This is a genomic window from Collinsella sp. SGI.184, from assembly GCF_050313415.1.
Lineage (GTDB): Bacteria > Actinomycetota > Coriobacteriia > Coriobacteriales > Coriobacteriaceae > Collinsella.
Map to the genome: position 1 here is coordinate 13,387 of NZ_JBNPLJ010000018.1, position 17,413 is coordinate 30,799.

17 protein-coding genes are annotated in these 17,413 nt (G+C 56.1%); 4 read left to right on the plus strand and 13 right to left on the minus strand.

Annotation, left to right across the window (positions count from 1 at the left end; genetic code table 11):
• Positions 1-2 precede the first annotated feature (2 nt).
• A complete protein-coding gene (locus tag ACQRAJ_RS06870; protein WP_427729007.1) occupies positions 3-221 on the minus strand; it encodes a hypothetical protein in 219 nt (72 codons plus the stop codon).
• Between the two features lie 20 nt (positions 222-241).
• The gene (locus ACQRAJ_RS06875) at positions 242-3,352 is read right to left on the minus strand and encodes a hypothetical protein (RefSeq protein ID WP_427748140.1); all 3,111 of its coding nucleotides are present in this window, start codon (positions 3,350-3,352) and stop codon (positions 242-244) included.
• A gap of 198 nt (positions 3,353-3,550) precedes the next feature.
• Between ACQRAJ_RS06875 and ACQRAJ_RS06880 the strand changes: the two genes are divergently transcribed.
• Both ACQRAJ_RS06880 and ACQRAJ_RS06885 read left to right on the plus strand, forming a co-directional pair.
• Positions 3,551-4,573, plus strand: coding sequence for a helix-turn-helix transcriptional regulator (locus ACQRAJ_RS06880; protein WP_427729003.1), 1,023 nt, complete (start codon positions 3,551-3,553; stop codon positions 4,571-4,573).
• Positions 4,560-5,477: a helix-turn-helix transcriptional regulator gene (locus ACQRAJ_RS06885; protein WP_427729001.1), complete on the plus strand. Its 918-nt coding sequence runs from the start codon at positions 4,560-4,562 to the stop codon at positions 5,475-5,477. The genes ACQRAJ_RS06880 and ACQRAJ_RS06885 overlap by 14 nt, the downstream gene beginning before the upstream one ends.
• Here ACQRAJ_RS06885 and ACQRAJ_RS06890 read toward each other — a convergent pair.
• Both ACQRAJ_RS06890 and ACQRAJ_RS06895 read right to left on the minus strand, forming a co-directional pair.
• The gene (locus ACQRAJ_RS06890) at positions 5,474-8,368 is read right to left on the minus strand and encodes a helicase C-terminal domain-containing protein (protein ID WP_427729000.1); all 2,895 of its coding nucleotides are present in this window, start codon (positions 8,366-8,368) and stop codon (positions 5,474-5,476) included. The genes ACQRAJ_RS06885 and ACQRAJ_RS06890 overlap by 4 nt on opposite strands.
• Positions 8,362-9,327: a D-alanine--D-alanine ligase family protein gene (locus tag ACQRAJ_RS06895; protein ID WP_427748142.1), complete on the minus strand. Its 966-nt coding sequence runs from the start codon at positions 9,325-9,327 to the stop codon at positions 8,362-8,364. The genes ACQRAJ_RS06890 and ACQRAJ_RS06895 overlap by 7 nt, the downstream gene beginning before the upstream one ends.
• A gap of 85 nt (positions 9,328-9,412) precedes the next feature.
• Between ACQRAJ_RS06895 and rlmN the strand changes: the two genes are divergently transcribed.
• The gene (gene rlmN / locus ACQRAJ_RS06900; protein WP_427748143.1) at positions 9,413-10,465 is read left to right on the plus strand and encodes a 23S rRNA (adenine(2503)-C(2))-methyltransferase RlmN; all 1,053 of its coding nucleotides are present in this window, start codon (positions 9,413-9,415) and stop codon (positions 10,463-10,465) included.
• Between the two features lie 191 nt (positions 10,466-10,656).
• Here the strand turns inward: rlmN and ACQRAJ_RS06905 are convergent, their stop codons facing one another.
• The 9 genes from ACQRAJ_RS06905 to rpmH all read right to left on the minus strand — a co-directional run bounded on the left by ACQRAJ_RS06905 (position 10,657) and on the right by rpmH (position 15,692).
• Positions 10,657-10,911: a hypothetical protein gene (locus tag ACQRAJ_RS06905; protein WP_427748145.1), complete on the minus strand. Its 255-nt coding sequence runs from the start codon at positions 10,909-10,911 to the stop codon at positions 10,657-10,659.
• Positions 10,901-11,779, minus strand: coding sequence for a ParB/RepB/Spo0J family partition protein (locus tag ACQRAJ_RS06910; protein WP_427748147.1), 879 nt, complete (start codon positions 11,777-11,779; stop codon positions 10,901-10,903). The genes ACQRAJ_RS06905 and ACQRAJ_RS06910 overlap by 11 nt, the downstream gene beginning before the upstream one ends.
• 19 nt (positions 11,780-11,798) lie before the next feature.
• A complete protein-coding gene (locus tag ACQRAJ_RS06915) occupies positions 11,799-12,599 on the minus strand; it encodes a ParA family protein (protein ID WP_427729019.1) in 801 nt (266 codons plus the stop codon).
• Positions 12,600-12,729: 130 nt separating this feature from the next.
• On the minus strand, positions 12,730-13,467 hold the full coding sequence (rsmG, locus tag ACQRAJ_RS06920) for a 16S rRNA (guanine(527)-N(7))-methyltransferase RsmG (protein ID WP_427748148.1): 738 nt from the start codon (positions 13,465-13,467) through the stop codon (positions 12,730-12,732).
• Between the two features lie 96 nt (positions 13,468-13,563).
• Complete coding sequence (locus ACQRAJ_RS06925; RefSeq protein ID WP_154516793.1) at positions 13,564-14,133, minus strand: protein jag; 570 nt, start codon at positions 14,131-14,133, stop codon at positions 13,564-13,566.
• A gap of 44 nt (positions 14,134-14,177) precedes the next feature.
• On the minus strand, positions 14,178-14,948 hold the full coding sequence (locus tag ACQRAJ_RS06930; protein WP_154516790.1) for a YidC/Oxa1 family membrane protein insertase: 771 nt from the start codon (positions 14,946-14,948) through the stop codon (positions 14,178-14,180).
• Positions 14,949-14,977: 29 nt separating this feature from the next.
• A complete protein-coding gene (gene yidD, locus ACQRAJ_RS06935) occupies positions 14,978-15,202 on the minus strand; it encodes a membrane protein insertion efficiency factor YidD (protein ID WP_154516787.1) in 225 nt (74 codons plus the stop codon).
• On the minus strand, positions 15,199-15,537 hold the full coding sequence (gene rnpA, locus ACQRAJ_RS06940) for a ribonuclease P protein component (protein ID WP_427729023.1): 339 nt from the start codon (positions 15,535-15,537) through the stop codon (positions 15,199-15,201). The genes yidD and rnpA overlap by 4 nt, the downstream gene beginning before the upstream one ends.
• Before the next feature lie 20 nt (positions 15,538-15,557).
• Positions 15,558-15,692 carry a 50S ribosomal protein L34 gene (gene rpmH / locus ACQRAJ_RS06945; protein WP_019127408.1) on the minus strand — a complete coding sequence of 45 codons (135 nt, stop codon included), beginning with the start codon at positions 15,690-15,692 and terminating at the stop codon, positions 15,558-15,560.
• A 365-nt stretch (positions 15,693-16,057) separates the two neighbouring features.
• Between rpmH and ACQRAJ_RS06950 the strand changes: the two genes are divergently transcribed.
• Positions 16,058-17,413: an ATP-binding protein gene (locus ACQRAJ_RS06950; protein WP_427748150.1), complete on the plus strand. Its 1,356-nt coding sequence runs from the start codon at positions 16,058-16,060 to the stop codon at positions 17,411-17,413.

Here is a 17,413-nt window from a genome sequence, read left to right on the forward strand (position 1 = left end):
GGCTATTCCGTAGACGCAGACCCGCCGTCAACAAGTTCCAGATCGCCATCCGAAATGCCGTCGGCACCCAAACTCTGCTCTTGCTCCACCTCTTCGCTCATCGTGGACCTGGGCGTCGACCCCTTAGCGCCCACGATATATGCGGCCCCCAGACCCATAGCGATGGCGATCAAAAACAGAACAACATAGACGGGCCAATGGCGTTTGATGTATGAAAACACGCTAACTCCTTAGAGGTCCGCTACGAACGGCGGATGACCTCGGTGACAACCTCGGACACCGTAGCGATGTTCGTCGGGTTGACGTTGTACGGCAAATCGTCTTCGGTGCGCGCGCAGGCAAGACGCGGCCCATCGACACCGGCAATTGTGAGGGCGCGACGGCTCGCCTCGAGCGCGGCATAGGCATCGGTCTTGGCATAGGGCATCTCAAACGCGCCACAATCAACGTGGAACGACTTGCACACCTTGCTGACCAGATTCATGATGCGGCGATCACCCTTGAGCAACTGCTGCTCGCCTTCGATCGTCACGACCGAAAGCCTACCGGCTCCAATGGACTCAAGATTGATAAAGAACACACCACGCAGCTTATCGCGATGGGCTTCGAGGAACGCCTTCATACCGGCGCCGTCACAATCCGAGGCACCCGTTGCCACAAACCAGATATCGTGACCAAGCAGCTCGTCATCACCCATGGAGGCAACAGCCGAAAGCATGTCCTCGGCAGAAGCGCCGTCAGAAGAGGTGGCACCGCCCTTCCAGCCGTTATCATCGTCCTCAAAGTTATCCCAAGAGCCGATACCGCGGCCAGACTTCTTGGCATCGTAGTCATCCTCGACGCCCAGCCAGTCGCTCATGCTGTTCTGCTCATTCTTCTTTTTGCGTCCGAACAAGCCGCCCAGACCACGCTTCTGAGGCTTTGCCTCCTTGGCGACGGGAGCCGAGATGGTTTCGATGGGCTGAGCGCCCGAAGAAACGGGCATGGAGGGGGCAACCGGTGCCGACGTGGGCTCGGGCCCCTGAGCCGTCGCGAAAGGATCGTCGGCCTGAGCCGAGGGGTCGGGAAGATCGAAGAGGGATGTGCGGGATGCGACGTTGGCCTGCTGCATCGAGGGCAGCGACGGATCGGGGACCGAGGCAAGCGGCGAAGAAGAAGGTGTGGGCACCGGAGCAGAAGCGGGATCGGGGATATTCATCTGCGGACGCGGTGCGGCCTTGGACGAAATCTGTGCCATGAGCGAATCAACCGTCTCGACCTGCGCCGATGCGGGGTTGGCAACCGTGGAGCCGGGATCGCTCGGGGCAGGCATGGTAAAGATCTGCGTAGAGTACGGCCTGGACTCATCGGCGTTAGAAATCACCGGGGTCTCTTCTTGCTCAACGACGACCGTCGCGTCGGCTTCAATCTCGTCGGCGGTGTTCGTCTCGGCGTCAACGTTCTCAACCTGCTCGGCATCGACACTCTCAGCCGGCTCGGCTTCGGGTGCCTCGATCTCATCTGCAGCATCCTGGGACTCATCGGAAACAGAAAGGGGCTCGGCGATGGCAGTACCCTGCTTCTCGAACGTTATCGTGGCATCGAACTTCGCGGCATCGAGCGTCTCGGTGGCGTCGATTGGCTGCTGGGCCTCAAAGGACGTCGTAGCCTCGGCGACCTCCGTCGCGGCAGGCTGCTCAGCCTCATGCTGTTCAAATTCCCGCGCCGTACGCTCACGCTCGGCCTCGGCAGCCTGCTGGTGGGCAATAGCCTCCTGCTCTGCCACCTCGCGCGCAGCGGCACGCTTTTCCTCAAGGTCGTCGACAAGTTTTTTACCCTTAGCGAGTGCGCCCTTAAAGAAGCTTGAAGCGCTGGCTCCAATCGAAGAGAACGCAGATGCTATATCGGCATGGGGCGTCGCGACCGGTAGATCGGCCGAAAAATCGGTATCGCTCTCATAGGAAACGCGCTGCGGATACTCATCGTAATCGCTGGCGGAATCGTCGTACACATCCTGAACCACCGGAGCGGGTGCAGCGGTGTCCGGCTCGGGTGCAGGGCTGGGCTCGGGTTCCGTCTCGGGCTCGGTATCGACGACGGGCTCGTCGGCAGGCGCGGCGACAGGTTCAACCGAAGCAGGCGCGGGATCGATCGTCGGCTCCTCGCCCTCTTCGTAATCAAGCGTGCACGACTCGGGAAGCATCCCCAAGGCACGAATGGCATCAGAACCAAAGCGAATATTACCGGCAGCATTGCGATACAGCTTGGGCTCGGGCTCGCTCGGCTCAGCGACAGCGGGCGCCCCAATCGACTCGACGACATCCTCATCCGCGACCGGCTCGGCAGCAACCTCGGCTTCAGCCTGAGCCTCGGGAGCAATGACACCAATCAGGGTTTCGTCAGCTGAGGCACCCTCAAAGCCATCGATCTGCTCGTCAAAAACTTCGCCCTGCTCGGATTCGGGAGCGATCGGCTGGCCAAACTCGTCCTCGGTGTAGGAGGGCTCTTCGTACTCGATCGTGTTGCCGTAGTCGTTTTGCTGCTGGGCAGCGGCATACTCAGCCGCCGCGCGCGCCATCTCCTCGGCACGACGCTTTTGCTCACCAAAATAGTCATCAAACGGAATGTCGTTGGGAAACTCGTTTTCGCCCTGGTAAGGGGCAACGTTATCCATGACACCGAGCATCGCGGCTACAGAAGACTTATTGCAGACCGCACCGGACGTATAGGGAAGAACAAAACGGTTGGCAATGATATTGGCCGCGTTGGCGAGCGCTACAAGAGAGGCGAGGATCGCAACGATCCAAAGCAGAACCTTCAGAGCGCCGGGGAGCGGCAGAATACGCAGAATGGCGACGGCAGCGGGGACAATCGTGGCGACCGGCAGCATCTTGGCGATGAGCGCGCGATACGGCGCGTACGGTTCGCGAGCGAGGAGCTCGGCACGCGGAGAATCGTAATGGGCGACAACAACCACCGGACGGTTGCGCGGAGATGCAAGCGGACCTGTGGCCTTGTGATAGGCAATGACATTTTGACTCACGCCCGTCTTGCCCAGGCGAGAGATAACAGGGCGACCGGTACGCTCGAGCACATACAACACGGCACCGGCGATGGCCAGCAGAACACCGATTAAGCCGATGCTGCCGCCAATACCCATAAGCAGGGCACCGGCAAAAGACAGAATGCCTGTGACGGCAAATGCCAGCCTGCTGGGTGCAGGAGCGTTAAATTCCTGGACTTCGGGATCAAAGCCATGATTGCGGAAGATCTGGGCGATATCCTCGGCAGCCAAACGCTCTTCTTCGCTGCACGCCGGCGTGATGCCCGTGCCCTGCAGCAGGTGATTGATATAGTTCTGGGTGTTCGCCATGTGCGCTCCACATCCATAATCCGACAAATAGGCCCAATGCTTGCACATTAGAACCGTATATAGTCGAAAGTATACCCCGAGCGAACGCAATCGGCCGAAATCTGGGCATCTTAACGCACTGAGCGGACAAGGATATAGCCTAATCTCCATATCGGATTAAAATCATGGCATCAAATAACCTTCCCATGCGAGGATTCTATGACGGTAAGCGATATGACCGCGACAAACAAAACAAATGCGCCAGAACCCGGTTTCGACAAAACCGCCCAGCGTATCCTCAACCTTTTCTTTGTCCTCAACAGTTCCCCCGAGCCTCTAACAACCGAGCAGATCGTGCTGGATTCTGACCTAGGCTACGGATCGGGCAACGTCGACTCGGATAAGCGAAAATTTCGCCGCGACCGCGACAAGCTGCTCGAGCGGGGCATTGTGATCAAGGAAGTTCGCGCCGCGGGTGCCCAGGAGACCGAGGAGAGCGCCTGGACAATCGACCGTGAGCATACGTTTGCCGCGGGCGGCTTGATCACCGCAGACGATGCCGACATTCTGCTAAACGCTATCGATCAGACCCTCACCACGGGCTCTTCGGCCTTTGCGACCCCGCTCGCCGACATACGCTCCAAAATTGCCTATCTTACCGGCGAGACGAATACGGCCGAGCCCCCCGTTGTTCACTCGCCGACGGTCGATGCGGTATGGAGCGCGTTTGCCGACCGATGCGCGCTGCGTTTTTTGTATCAAAACGGACGGGGTGAGCAACGACAACGCACTGTTTGCGTCTACGGCATGTTCGAGCGCGAAGGAACGGCCTACTTTTGCGGCCTAGATGACGCCACCGGAAAAATCAGAACCTTTCGCTGCGATCGCATCGTTCGTGCGTGGCGTCCATCGCGGGCCTACGCCATTCCCACAGACTTCAATCTCAACGATTACCTCTTCTTTGAATTCGATTTCTCCGATTGCCAGCCCGTCACGGCAACTTTCTCGTTTGCTCCGCAGGCTCAATCCGACATGGTCCACGGCCTCACACGTGGGCGAGGAAGGCTCGAGCACGCCAAAGACGGCTGGACCTGGACCGTTGACGTTCGCGACCTGAATGCGGCGGCGTCATTTTGCATGGAACACAGTGTTGACGGTATGAGGCCCGTAGCGCCCAACGAACTCAAGCAGGCGTGGAACCGCCTCATCGAAAGGACAGTGAGCGCTCATGGCCGTGCGTAAGCTCACCAGCGAACAAAGGCTCTCGCGCTCCATTGACATTATGGAGGCACTCTATGCCGCCGGCGAGGCGGGCATGACGCGAGACGAAATCTGCAGTCGCTTCGATATCTCCGGAGCTTCGCTCGACGAGATCATCGGCATCATCTCGACGCTCGCAGACCGCGAATCGGGCGCGCGCATCATTTGCGAATGCCGCGATGAACGTGTGGTTCTCATCGGCGATGCGGGCCGTGTGCTGCCGCTTCGCCTGAGTGCCGCCGAGGGCGCCGTACTCAACCATGAATTGGAGTCACTCGGAATCGAGGAGTGCGCGGCGGCGCGCATCCGGCGCGCACTCCTTCCGGCGGAACTCGGATACAACCAACGCGTTGTCGATACCGTCGCCCGTGGATCTTATTGGCAGCAACTCTGCTGTGCAATTCAGGATGGTGTGCGATGCCTCGTCACCTACCGCTCCCTGGACGACCAGCATCCACGCAGGCGATTGATCGACCCCCTAAAGATCACGACCAATGGCGACCAAACATACCTGATTGCCTGGGATGTCGAGGCAGACGGGCAGCGCTCCTACCGTATGGACAAGATCGAGGAGCTTCTGCTGACGGAAGACTCCGTCGTGCGTCACACGACCGAAACCACGTCCCTGCACGATTCCCTTGCACAGGCAAGCCAGAGCGTTAAGCTCCTGATGCCGCTCGATATGGCAGAACGCGTGAGGTGGGCAGGTATCAGGTCAATTAAAGCCGATGGGGAGGATACGGCAAGCGTGACCGTTTGCTATAGCTCCGAAAACTGGCTGTTTAGCCAGATTATCGCAGCGGGCGGAGCTATCCGCATCGCAGACGACCCCGCCCTTTCAAAGCGCCTATGTGATGCCGCCGAGGCAATGGCCTTCCGTTCTTAGCGATGGCGTTCGTGCGCTTGGCGCCATAACTGAAGATAGTGGCCGATCTGCGCCGTTTCGATGCGCTGATACGAGCTGGTGGGCAGCGATGTCAGAAATTTCTTGCCGTAACCCTTCGTCACCAGACGCGGGTCGGCCAAAATCAACACGCCGCAATCGGTCGATGAACGAATCAGGCGACCGGCCGCCTGCTTGACCTCGAGAACCGCCTCGGGCAGCGAGTAGCGTACCCAGGCGCGGTCCTCGCGCAGATTGCGCTCGCACGAGAGAGGATCGGTGGGGCTCGAGAATGGCAGCTTGGGGATAATGACGCATCTCAGCGTCTCGCCGCCGGCATCGAAGCCCTCCCAAAATGCTTTGAGAGCAAAGAGCGACGAGGTCGACTCGTTGATAAAGCGATCGCGCAAGCGACGGGGAGACGAATTGCGCTGCTGACAATTGAGTTCCAGGCCGGCACGCGCCAGCTTGGGCTCAACCCGAGCATACAGGTCTTCCATATCGCGGCGATTGGTGAACAGCGTGAGTACCGACCCGCCCATGGCAAGATGGGCATCGACCAGCACGCGCTCGAGCGCGGACAGATAGCCCTCGCGGTCGCGAGGGTCGGGAATGTCCCCCGCCACGACTACGGCCATGTTCGAATCGAAGTCATAGCTCGAATCCAGATGTAGTGACGAGGATGCCGAAGCGCCAATGCGATCGAGGCCTACGGCATGGTTAAAGTGCTCAAAGCTCTTGGACACCGTCATGGTTGCCGAGGCAAAGATGGCCGTATGCACCTCGGGCAGCCACTCGTTCGCCAGGGCCTCGCCGATGTCGATGCGCTCGGCGGTCATGGATTCTCCGCCCGCACGTAGGCGGCGGTTGACCTGCAGCGAGTACACATAATGCTCGTCGGTGCCGTCAATGATGAGCTTGAGGTTCTCGGCCAGCTCGTGCAGACGGCGCGAAATATCGCCCAGGTCGACGACGACCTCGGGTTTATCGGCAGCGACAGCCTGCACCAGCGCGGCAACATTTTTATCCGCCTGCTCCAGGGCATCGATAGCAGCGCTGGCAGACCGCAAGAAGTCATGCCAGTCATCCGACTCGCGCAACTCGGGGCCAATCCACAGATTTGCGCTGTCGTAGCCACCGCGGGCGCGACGGCCGAGCTCGCGCACGCCGTCAAACACCTCGGCGAGTGCCATGCTCGCGTGTGCGACCGTAGACGTCGCCTTCGCGGTGAGCCCCAGATAAAGCGTGGAGCCTTCGGATGTCGCCAAATCACGAGATACCTGGCTCAATGCACCGGAGCTCGACCCGCCAAGGCGCTCAAATAGCACGCGAGATTCGTCTGCCGAGACCACGCGCGCCCACTGGCGGCGCGCCTCGCGCTCGATGGAATGGGCCTCGTCGATTACCCAGTGGCGGATGGGAGGCAAAATTCTCCCTTCGGCCGCAACATTGCGAAACAGCAGGGAATGATTTGTGACCACAACATCGGCATGCGCCGCGCGACGACGGGCACCGTGGACGAGGCATTTATCGGGGAAGAACGGACACAGGCGGCGAGCGCATTCGCGCGAGGCCGTCGTAAAGTCGGGGCGGTTGACGCTGCGCCAGCGAATGCCGAGCGAATCGAGGTCACCATCGGCAGATTGGCACACATACGCCATGATCACCGCAACCGCTGTGAGTGTGTCGGCCGGATCGCGCTTGGTGGTAATCTCTGCCTGACTTCGGCTCATGCGCTCGAGCTTGCGCAGGCACGGATAGTGGTCATACCCCTTGAGCGCACAGAATGACAAGCCTCCGTCCAGCTGTTCGGCGAGTTTTGGCAGCTCGTGGTACATAAGCTGATCGGCAAGATTATTCGATTTGGTCGCAATGCCAACGGTAATGTTGTTTCGGCGGGCGGCCTCGGCAAAGGGCACGAGATACGCCATCGATTTACCGACGCCCGTACCGGCCTCTATCACGCGATGCGTATCCGTAACCAACGCGTCGCGCACCTCGAGCGCCATGGCAATCTGCTCGTCGCGCGGCTCATAAGTGGGATACATGCGATTGACTAGACCACCGGGGGCATAATCCGCCTCAATCTCTTCGCGGCTCGGCATGTTAAGAACCGGCAGCTCGTCGGCATCCACGCGATCATCGGCGCGATCGGCCTTGAGCACGTCGGCGCGGGCGGCGGCAAGCGAGAAAATCGAGCCGGGGTTTTGACCTGCCAAAAACGAGAAAATGGGACGATAGGACCAAGGAACATCCGCGTGCATATCCGCCAGACGCGCCATAAGGCCCTGCGGCAAGTCCGTAAGGGCAACCAGCAGCACGCGCCACACCCCACACAGGGCATCGACATCGGCATTTGCACGGTGCGACACGGAGTCGCAGCCAAACAGATCGGCCATAAAGGACAACTTGTGCGATGCCAGGCGCGGCAGCGCGATACGGGACAACGCCAGCGAATCGATCCAGATGTCGCTGACGTTGACACCGCCCTTGACCGATTCGATGAATGATCGGTCAAACGTGGCATTGTGCGCGATAACCGGGCACCCGCCCACAAAATCGGCGAGCGCAGCCACGGCCTCTACAGCCGAGGGGGCATCGGCCACATCGGCGTTTGTGATGCTTGTGAGCTCAGTGATTTCGGCAGGGATCAGCTGCTTGGGATGCACAAACGTGTCAAAGCGGTCAACGACCTCGCGGCCCGAAAGACGGGCCGCGGAAATCTCGATAAGCTCGTTGTCCTGGACCGAAAGACCCGTGGTCTCGGTATCGAGGACGATAACATCCTCCTCGATAAGGCCAAACGATTGTGTGCGGGCACGCTCGGCAAGCGTTGCATAGGAATCAATGACAAACTGCGGCGTTCCAGGAGATACAGCATCCTCGATTAGCATGCAATGCCCGCTCGACGGAGACCCATGCGAATCAGACTGTCACAGACCTGCGGGAAGGTCATGTCTTTGGTATGACGAATCTCGTCCGGATACAGCGACGTATCGGTCATACCGGGAATCGTATTGGTCTCGAGGATGACGGGGCCGTCCTCGCTCACGATAAAATCGCTGCGCGAAATGCCCAGACAGCCGAGGGCTTTGTGGGCCGCACAGGCTAGTTCCTGGGCACGAGCATAGTTTTCGGGCGAAATCTGCGCCGGAATACGGTGGATATCCGTGGGATCGACGTACTTCACATCCAGGTCGTAGAACTCACAGTCCTCAGGCTTGCGAATCTCGACGATCGGCAGGGCGCGCACGTCATCCTCGCCGTAGACGCCTACGGTAATCTCGGTTCCCTCGATGCACTTTTCGACCAGCACCTTATCGCCGTACTCAAAGGCCTTGGCGATGGCGGCAGGCAGCTCAGAGGGCTCGTGTACCAGGGAGATGCCGTAGCTGGAGCCGTTGACGGCGGGCTTTACAAAGCAACGCTCGCCGCAAATCTCAACGATGCGATCGATATCAACCTCGTCGCCCGCCTCAAGCGCCAAACCGGGGGCAATGGGGATGCCCGCCTTGGCATACAGAAGCTTTGAAACCTCTTTATCGGCGCCACACGCGCTGGCGAGCACACCCGACGCCGTATAGGGGATACCCAGCGTCTCCATGGCTCCCTGCATGGCGCCATCCTCGCCGCCGGCGCCGTGCATGGCGATAAACGCCACGTCAAAATCGCCAGTTGCCATAGTCACCATAAAATCATCGGCAGCCGTATCGAGCAGCTCCACCGAAGTGTAGCCAGCCTCCTTTAGGGCCACCACGACGTTCTTTCCCGAATTGAGCGAAATCTCGCGCTCGGCGGAATGGCCGCCCGCCAAGACCGCTACGTGCATGTTCTCTAGGCTTTTCCCCGGCATGGGCAGACTCCTCCTCTATGATTTCTGCAGCTGATACCATATTGTAGCGATACCCCCTACGTTTCCCCAAAATCGAAAGGCTTCCATGAATCCCAGGACTAAATCTCAGGACATTCGCGACTTGAGCCAAAACGATATTCGCGAGCTCGTGGCCGAACTCGGCCAGCCCGCTTTCCGCGCTAAGCAGCTCGTTGAATGGGTTTTTGAGAAGAACGTTTGTTCGTTTGACGATATGACCAACCTTCCCAAGGCTTTCCGCGAGCAGTTAAAGGAGGCATTTGCCTTCGACACGCCGACCGAGCTCACCAAGCAGGTGTCCAAGGACGGCTCTCGTAAATACCTACTCGAATACCACGATGGCATTTCTGTCGAGACCGTCGGCATGCCCCGTCGTAACAAGCTCTCTGTCTGCGTATCCACCCAAGCCGGCTGCGGAATGGGCTGTGCTTTTTGCGCTACCGGTCTCAACGGCCTCAGGCGCTCGCTGACCGCCCAGGAAATCGTCGACCAGGTACTTCACGTTTCCAATGACTTTGGCGAGCGCGCGACAAGCGTAGTGTTCATGGGCCAGGGCGAGCCTTTTGCCAACTACGATGAGGTTCTTAAGGCACTGCGCATCCTTAATGACCCCGACGGTATCGGCATTGGAGCGCGCCATCTCACCGTGTCTACCAGCGGTGTTATTCCTGGCATCCGTAAGTTTGCCGACATTCCCGAGCAGTTCACCCTAGCTGTCTCGCTGCACTCCGCTATCCAGTCCACACGCAATAAGCTCATGCCCGGTGTCAAGAAATACACACTCCTGCGCCTTCACGAGGCACTGCAGCTCTACACCGAGAAGACCGGCCGCCGGCCGACGTACGAATATGCCATGATCGAGGGCGTCAACGACACCAACCCCGAAATGCAGGCGCTCTGCGACTTCTGCGAGGGCACGCTGTGCCACGTCAACCTGATTCAGCTCAACGATATTGAGGGCAGCCCGCTCAAGCCGTCACCGATCCATAAGGTAGAAGACCTTCAACGCCGTCTTGAGTCCCGTGGTATCGAGACCACGATTCGCAACTCCCGTGGTAACGATATCGATGCGGCTTGTGGCCAACTCAAGCAGCGTTTCAAAGTTCAGAAGAATGCGTAGGGGCGACCAGCCCAAACGTTTCATGTGAAACATCAGAAAGCCCCGGTTGCTTAATTGCAACCGGGGCTGTTTCATATTCATCGACTACCAGCATCATACGATAGTCCAACATTATTTAGGAAGAAATTAGGAATCCCTGTTCTAGTGATCAGACAATGGCCCCTCAGAATAGGTGATTAATTGTTAGGTACCTAAAAGCCTACATTTTGCCATTGATGATTAACCCAATCTTGGTTGATCTTGGGATTCTTAGTCATCTGAGCCGTACGCATGGCAACGTCCTCGGTCATAACATCCATTTTCTTTTTTGAGGTATCAACGATATCCTGCGCTCCGCGAAGTAAACGACCACGCAATTCATCATCTGTCGCAATCTTATAACCGGCAAAAGCGCCAACTGCAACAGTAGCAGCCAAAGCGACAGCAGTCAGAACTTTATTCCTCATCCTGACCTCCTTGATCAAACTGAATGATTTCGCCCAGAATGCGAGAGAGTTCCTCTTCATCCTTAAATTCAATCTCGATCTTGTTCTTACCGCGCGAGCTCTTTACGCGAACGTTCGTGTTAAACACCTGACGCAGAACGCGTGCCGCCTTCTTAAAAGACTGAGGCGTTGCGGTTCGAGGCGTTTTTGGTGTCTCTCCGGCAGAAAACAACGGAGCAAGATTTTCTGTCGCGCGGACGGACAATCCTTCCGCAACAACCTTCTCAGCTAACTTAATGCGTGCATCTTCGTATGGAACTGCAAGAATTGCACGAGCATGGCCAGCAGTCAGCTTACCTTCAAAGATCATCTGCTGAACAACCTCGGGAAGATCAAGTAGGCGCAGCGAATTGGTGATTGCAGAGCGAGACTTGCTAACAGCCTTCGACAAGGCCTCTTGAGTCATACCACTCGCATCGATGAGCTGTCGATATCCCTTAGCCTCTTCGACGGGGTTGAGATCAGAGCGTTGCAGATTTTCAATCAATGCAAGCGCAAGCATCTGTTCATCATCAACATCTTTTATGATGACAGGAACTTCCTCAAGTCCAGCGAGCTTAGAAGCCTGATAACGGCGCTCACCCGCGATAATCTCATAGCCATTACCGTGCTTGCGTACAAGAAGCGGCTGAAGAACGCCATGCTCCTGAATCGACTCACTCAACTCTCGAAGCTCGGTCTCATTAAAATGAATTCTGGGTTGGTTGGGGTTTGGAACGATATCTTCGATTGGAAGTTTAGTTTTCGAAGCAGTATTGGATGCGGACGTCGCAGATCCACCGGTCTCATATTCTGCTTCGGATACCAATGCATTGAGTCCGCGACCCAAACCGCCACGCTTCCTAGGACTAGGCACGCTTGATCACCTCTTTGGCAAGGTTCATATACGCCTTTGCACCTTTATTTTGCGGCGCATATGTAATTACCGGCTCACCGAACGACGGTGCTTCTGATATTTTAACCGTACGCGGAATCAAGGTCTTAAATGCCTTATCGCCAAAGTACGACTGCACTTCTTCGACAACCTGATTTGAGAGCGATGTTCGCGAATCATACATCGTCATAAGCACGCCATAGGTATCAAGGCTCTTATTTAGGCGTGTTTTGACCATCTTCATCGACTCAAGCAGCTTCGTGACACCTTCGAGTGCGTAATACTCACATTGAATCGGAATCAGAACACTGTCCGCCGCCGTCAATGCATTAATGGTCAACAAGCCAAGTGAAGGCGGACAGTCAATAAATATAAAATCAAACTCATCCTTAACAGGCTCAAGCAGATCCTTCAAGCGTGTCTCTCGTGCAATTGCGCTTACAAGCTCAATTTCGGCACCTGCAAGCTGGATAGTAGCCGGAATTACAAATACCTTACTGCAATTTGTATCAAGAACAAGCGATTCAGCCGGAACATCATTCAGCAATGCATCATAGATGCAGTTATCGAGTTCTTCTTTTTCGATTCCAAAGCCGCTCGTGCTATTACCCTGTGGATCAAAATCGACAATCAGCGTCTTTCGACCCTGTTCACCCAGTGCTGCTGCAAGGTTTACTGCTGTGGTGGACTTACCCACACCACCCTTTTGATTGATGATTGCAATGATACGCGTGTCTTTTGCGCTCTTTGAACGCTTAACGTCGCGAAATCCCACGGTCCCTCCTGGTGTATTTTAAGCTGTTAAACGGAGGATGTTTCACGTGAAACATTCCGATTCATCATCTGTTATGTTTCACGTGAAACATAACAAGTAATTACTATCCATTATGTTTCACGTGAAACATCTAGGCAAGCGGATTCTTCTTCGCCATGCCATTAGCACGTGGAAGCGAAATAGCTGCCGGACGAGATTTTTTTAGAATGATAAACTCGCGATGACCCAAGCCATTTGGCAAATCTAAATCATCTGTCATAAGTGTGGTGAACCCGCATATGCTAGCGGCAGTTAGACCAGACTGAAGTTCGACGTCTGACGGGTTTCCCTTAGTAATAACAAAGAGACCACTATCTATTAGAAATGGTGAAGCGTACTCGACGAGAACTGGTAACGGTGCAAGTGCACGAGCAGTAACAACAGCAAACTGTTTCTTATGGCTTCGGGCATATTCTTCAAGACGATCATGAACCGCGTGAGCATGCTTGAGACTGAGAGCTTCAACAAATGAGTTGACGGCATCAACCTTCTTGCCAACCGAATCGATATAGGTAGCCTTACGTCCGCTAGCAATTGTCAAAGGGATTCCAGGAAACCCAGCACCAGTACCCATGTCTAACAAAGCGCCTTCTGGAGCTATGTCTATATAGGGAAGCAACACAAGCGAATCTAGAATATGAAGAACAGCCGCATCTTCGATATTTAGGATGCGCGTAAGATTGGTGGTCTTATTAGCCTCCAAAACAAGATCTAGATGCTCAATACATGAGCGAAGGGCATCATTGGAGACCTTCAAAGAATAGTCTTCGCAATACGAAATTAGACGACTAAGCATCTGGCTTGTCTGTTCATCGGTTAGTACAAACAAGACAAACTCCTATCTGACAAAAATCAATGTATCAAGAACTTTTGACAAAAAAAGGGGACGTGGAAACCACGTCCCCTTAAGATAATCTCGTTTAGGTTATCGAGCAACAATCACAACATGACGATCGGGGTCAGAACCCTCAGAATGCGTGTCGACGGCGTCGTTGCCGCGAAGAGCAATATGAACCAGACGGCGCTCGTAGGCATTCATGGGCGGAAGCGAAACGCTTTTGTGAGTGCGCACTGCCCGCTCGGCAGCAGACTGAGCCATAGAGGCAACCTTGTCCTGGCGGCGGCTCTTATATCCCTCGACGTCGACGACGACCGGATACCTAAAGCCTAGCTTGCGGCTCACCAACAGCGAGAACATAACCTGAAGGGCATCAAGGGTGCGTCCATGACGACCAATAAGGACGGCAAGGTCGGGAGCCGTTACATCAAGAATCAGTTCGCCCTCGTCGCCCTCATACTCATCGATAGGAGAGTTGGCGGCGTCGAAATGCGAAAGGATGGAACGAAGAATAGAAATCGCAACATCGGCAATGGTGTCGAGCTCTTCATCCGTAAGCTCTTCACCAGCCTTGTAGCGCTGTGCAATCTCGAGATAATCGCCCGCGGCCTGCGGGGCAACCTCCTCAAGCATATCCTCGACGATCTCTTCAGACATAACGTACTCCAAAAGTTAGGTACCTAAATAAGATTACTATACCGCTACTTCTTCTTGTGCGGGCGCGGCTTCTTCTCGCGACGCGTGACCTCAACCTGCAGCGGGGCGTTCTTAAGACGCTCCTCCTCTTCGGCCTTAGCCTTCTCGATAACCTTCTGCGTCACAAAGATCTGCTGGATGACCTGCCAGGCAGAAGACACGTCGTAGTACAAAAGAACACCAACGGGCAGGCTCCAACCCATCCAGAGCATCATGACGGTCATGACGACGGCCATCATGCGCATGCTCTGGGCCTGCTGGCCAGTCTGATTGCGCGACATGTACAGCTGCGGAATCAGGGTCAGGACAGCAAACAGAATCAGGCAAACCAGCGCAGGCAGTGCGACCATAAAGCCATCGGCAAAAGAGGCACTCGGCGTGGTGGTCAGATCGGGCAGAATGTTGAAGAACGAGAAGGTGCCCTCGTTAAAGTAATGAGGCAGGTTTTGCAGAAGCGTAAACAGGGCGATGAGGATAGGCATCTGAATCAGAAGCGGCAGGCAGCCGGACAGCGGATTGAACTTGTTCTCGCTGTAGAACTTCTGCATCTCCTCGGCCTGACGCTGGGGGTCGTCAGCGTAGCGCTCCTGGATCTCGAGCATCTTGGGCTGCAGCACCTGCATACGGGCCGTCGACTTGGTCGACTTGAGCATGAGCGGCGTCAGCAGCAGACGGACGATGACCACCAGAATAATGATGGACAGGCCCCAGTCGACCGCAAAGGTCTGGATGAGCTTGAGCAGCTCGAAAAGGATGTTAACGATCCAATCCCACATGTAATTTTTCCTCCGATAGCGAGTGCCCGCTAGGGCACAGGGTCATAACCGCCGACGTGCAGGGGATTGCAGCGAGCGATGCGCCTCACGGCAAGCCAGCAGCCTCTACAAACACCGTATTTCTCGATAGCCTGGACGGCGTAATGAGAACACGTTGGATAATAAATGCAGGCGTCAGGCAATAAGGGCGAAATAACCTGTTGATATATGCGAATAGGAGCGATGGCAACACGTCGCAAAACGTGATTGCTCATCGCTCCTCCCCGGCAACGCCGGCGCGTATCACAAGCGAACGCAATGCCTCGTTCATCTCCTCCGGCGACGAGATCCTCGTCTTGGGGGTCGCGAACAAGATGATGTCATAACCCGCAACGGGAAATCCGCAGCTGCGGGCGGCCTCGCGCATCACACGCTTAGAACGGTTGCGCACAACTGCGCAACCGAGTCGTTTAGCACCAACGAAGGCGACCCTTCCAGAGTCGCCTTCGCCAACCGATTCACATATGGTCATTCGAATCAGAGGGTGACTGAAACGACGCCCCTGACTGAACACATGCTCGAAATCTTGCCGAGACTTAATAGTCTTCATGCGAGATGCGTGTATCGCTGCTAGACAGTGAGACGCTTGCGGCCCTTGGCGCGGCGACGGGCGAGCACGGCACGACCACCCTTGGTGGCCATACGGGCGCGGAAGCCATGGGTCTTGGCACGCTTACGCTTATTAGGCTGATACGTACGCTTCATCTTAAGTTCCTCCTGCTGCATTTCGAGTGTCCGCGAGGGCGCGGACGCAGATATAGACACGTGAGCTTGAAGATTGTAGGGAAATCAATGTTCAAATGTCAAGAAATCAAAGGTAAAAGGTTGCGCAGTTCACACGGTTCCGCCATAAGCCGGATGAGTTTTTGAGTATGACTCCAACTTTTCACGATATTTCACCGGTTTTCGACAGGTCATGTTGGCAATGTTGAGAACTTTTCGCCCATTTTCCAAAGTTTTCAACATGTTTTGAAAACTTGTCGAAAGATGAGAAACATTGCGCGGTGAGCTACTATTTATCCGAAACCTTTTGAAAGATTGCGAGCGGCATGTCTGACGACTTTTACACCATGGTCGATTCCGGTGACCCGGCACCCGACAACGAGCACATCAACGGCGTACGCGAAGAGCGCGAAGAGGGCGAGCAGACATCGAAACAGACACCGAAAACCATGTATGCGGCGCGCATCGCCGTCTATGACGACATGCTTTCGACCCCGCGCGTGATCGTCATCGAGCCGCAAGACATCCGCACGTATCTGGAAGAGACGACTAACACCGTCTACCAGTGCATGAAAGAGCAAGGCGGACACATCTCACTCATGGTTATCCGCGAGATTGTCGAAAACTTTATCCACGCCCACTTTGCCGAGCCCATTATCTCGATCCTGGACGGCGGGGAAACTATCCGCTTTGCCGACCAAGGTCCGGGCATCGACGACAAAGAGCGCGCCTTCGACTTTGGCGTCACCAGCGCAAACAGCAAGATGAAGCGGTATATACGCGGCACCGGGGCAGGTTTTCCCATGGTGCAGGAATACCTGGAAAACGCCGGCGGGGCAGTCTCCATCGAAGATAACATGGGCAACGGCACCGTCGTCACGGTGAGCCTCGACCCCAAGCGCGTGCAGGAAATTGAGCGCGCGGGAGGGCGCGGGGCAGCCGTGCGCCCCGAGGCCCAGGGGTCGGAATACCCACTACCGGGAGCATTTCCACAACAAACAATGATGACTCCGCAGCAAACCATGGCCGCGTCCCCACTACAACAGCCCATGGCTTCGCAGCAGATGCATCAACCCGGCATGCCGCCCATGCAGGACCCCCAGCCCGCGGGACAGACGACAACTCAAGGCTCGGCAGAGTCCATGGTCCCGGCCGATTCGGATGCAGCCGCGATGCAGCAGGTGACGGGCATGCAAGGAGCTCGGCAGATGGGCTTCCAACCGTACCCGCAGGCATATCCGGGACAGTATATGCCGCAGCAGGGATACTCCCAGCAATATATGCAGCAGTATCCCCAGGGCTATCAGCAGCCGTATCAGCAGATGCCGCAGCCGTACCATCCCTGGGCCCAGCAGATGCCGCCGCAGCCATACCAACAGTGGCCGCAAAGTTTTCAACAGCCGATGCCAACCATGCAGAGTTCTCAACAACCAGCAGCTCAAATGATGTATCCTAATGCGGCGAATCAATACGCACAGCCGCAACCGGACGTATTTGTGAGCGAGCGCGGCAACGCGGCGCTGGGATATCTGGCTCAAAACCAAGAGTGCGGCGCCACCGACCTGGCGCGAGCATTTGGAAACTCCGCGCCCACGTGGTCACGCACACTCAATGACTTGGCGCAGGCCGGGTTGGTAATCAAACACGGTCAGAAATACCATCTGACCGAACTCGGCAGCGCTCGTGTGCGTGCCCAAAGTTAA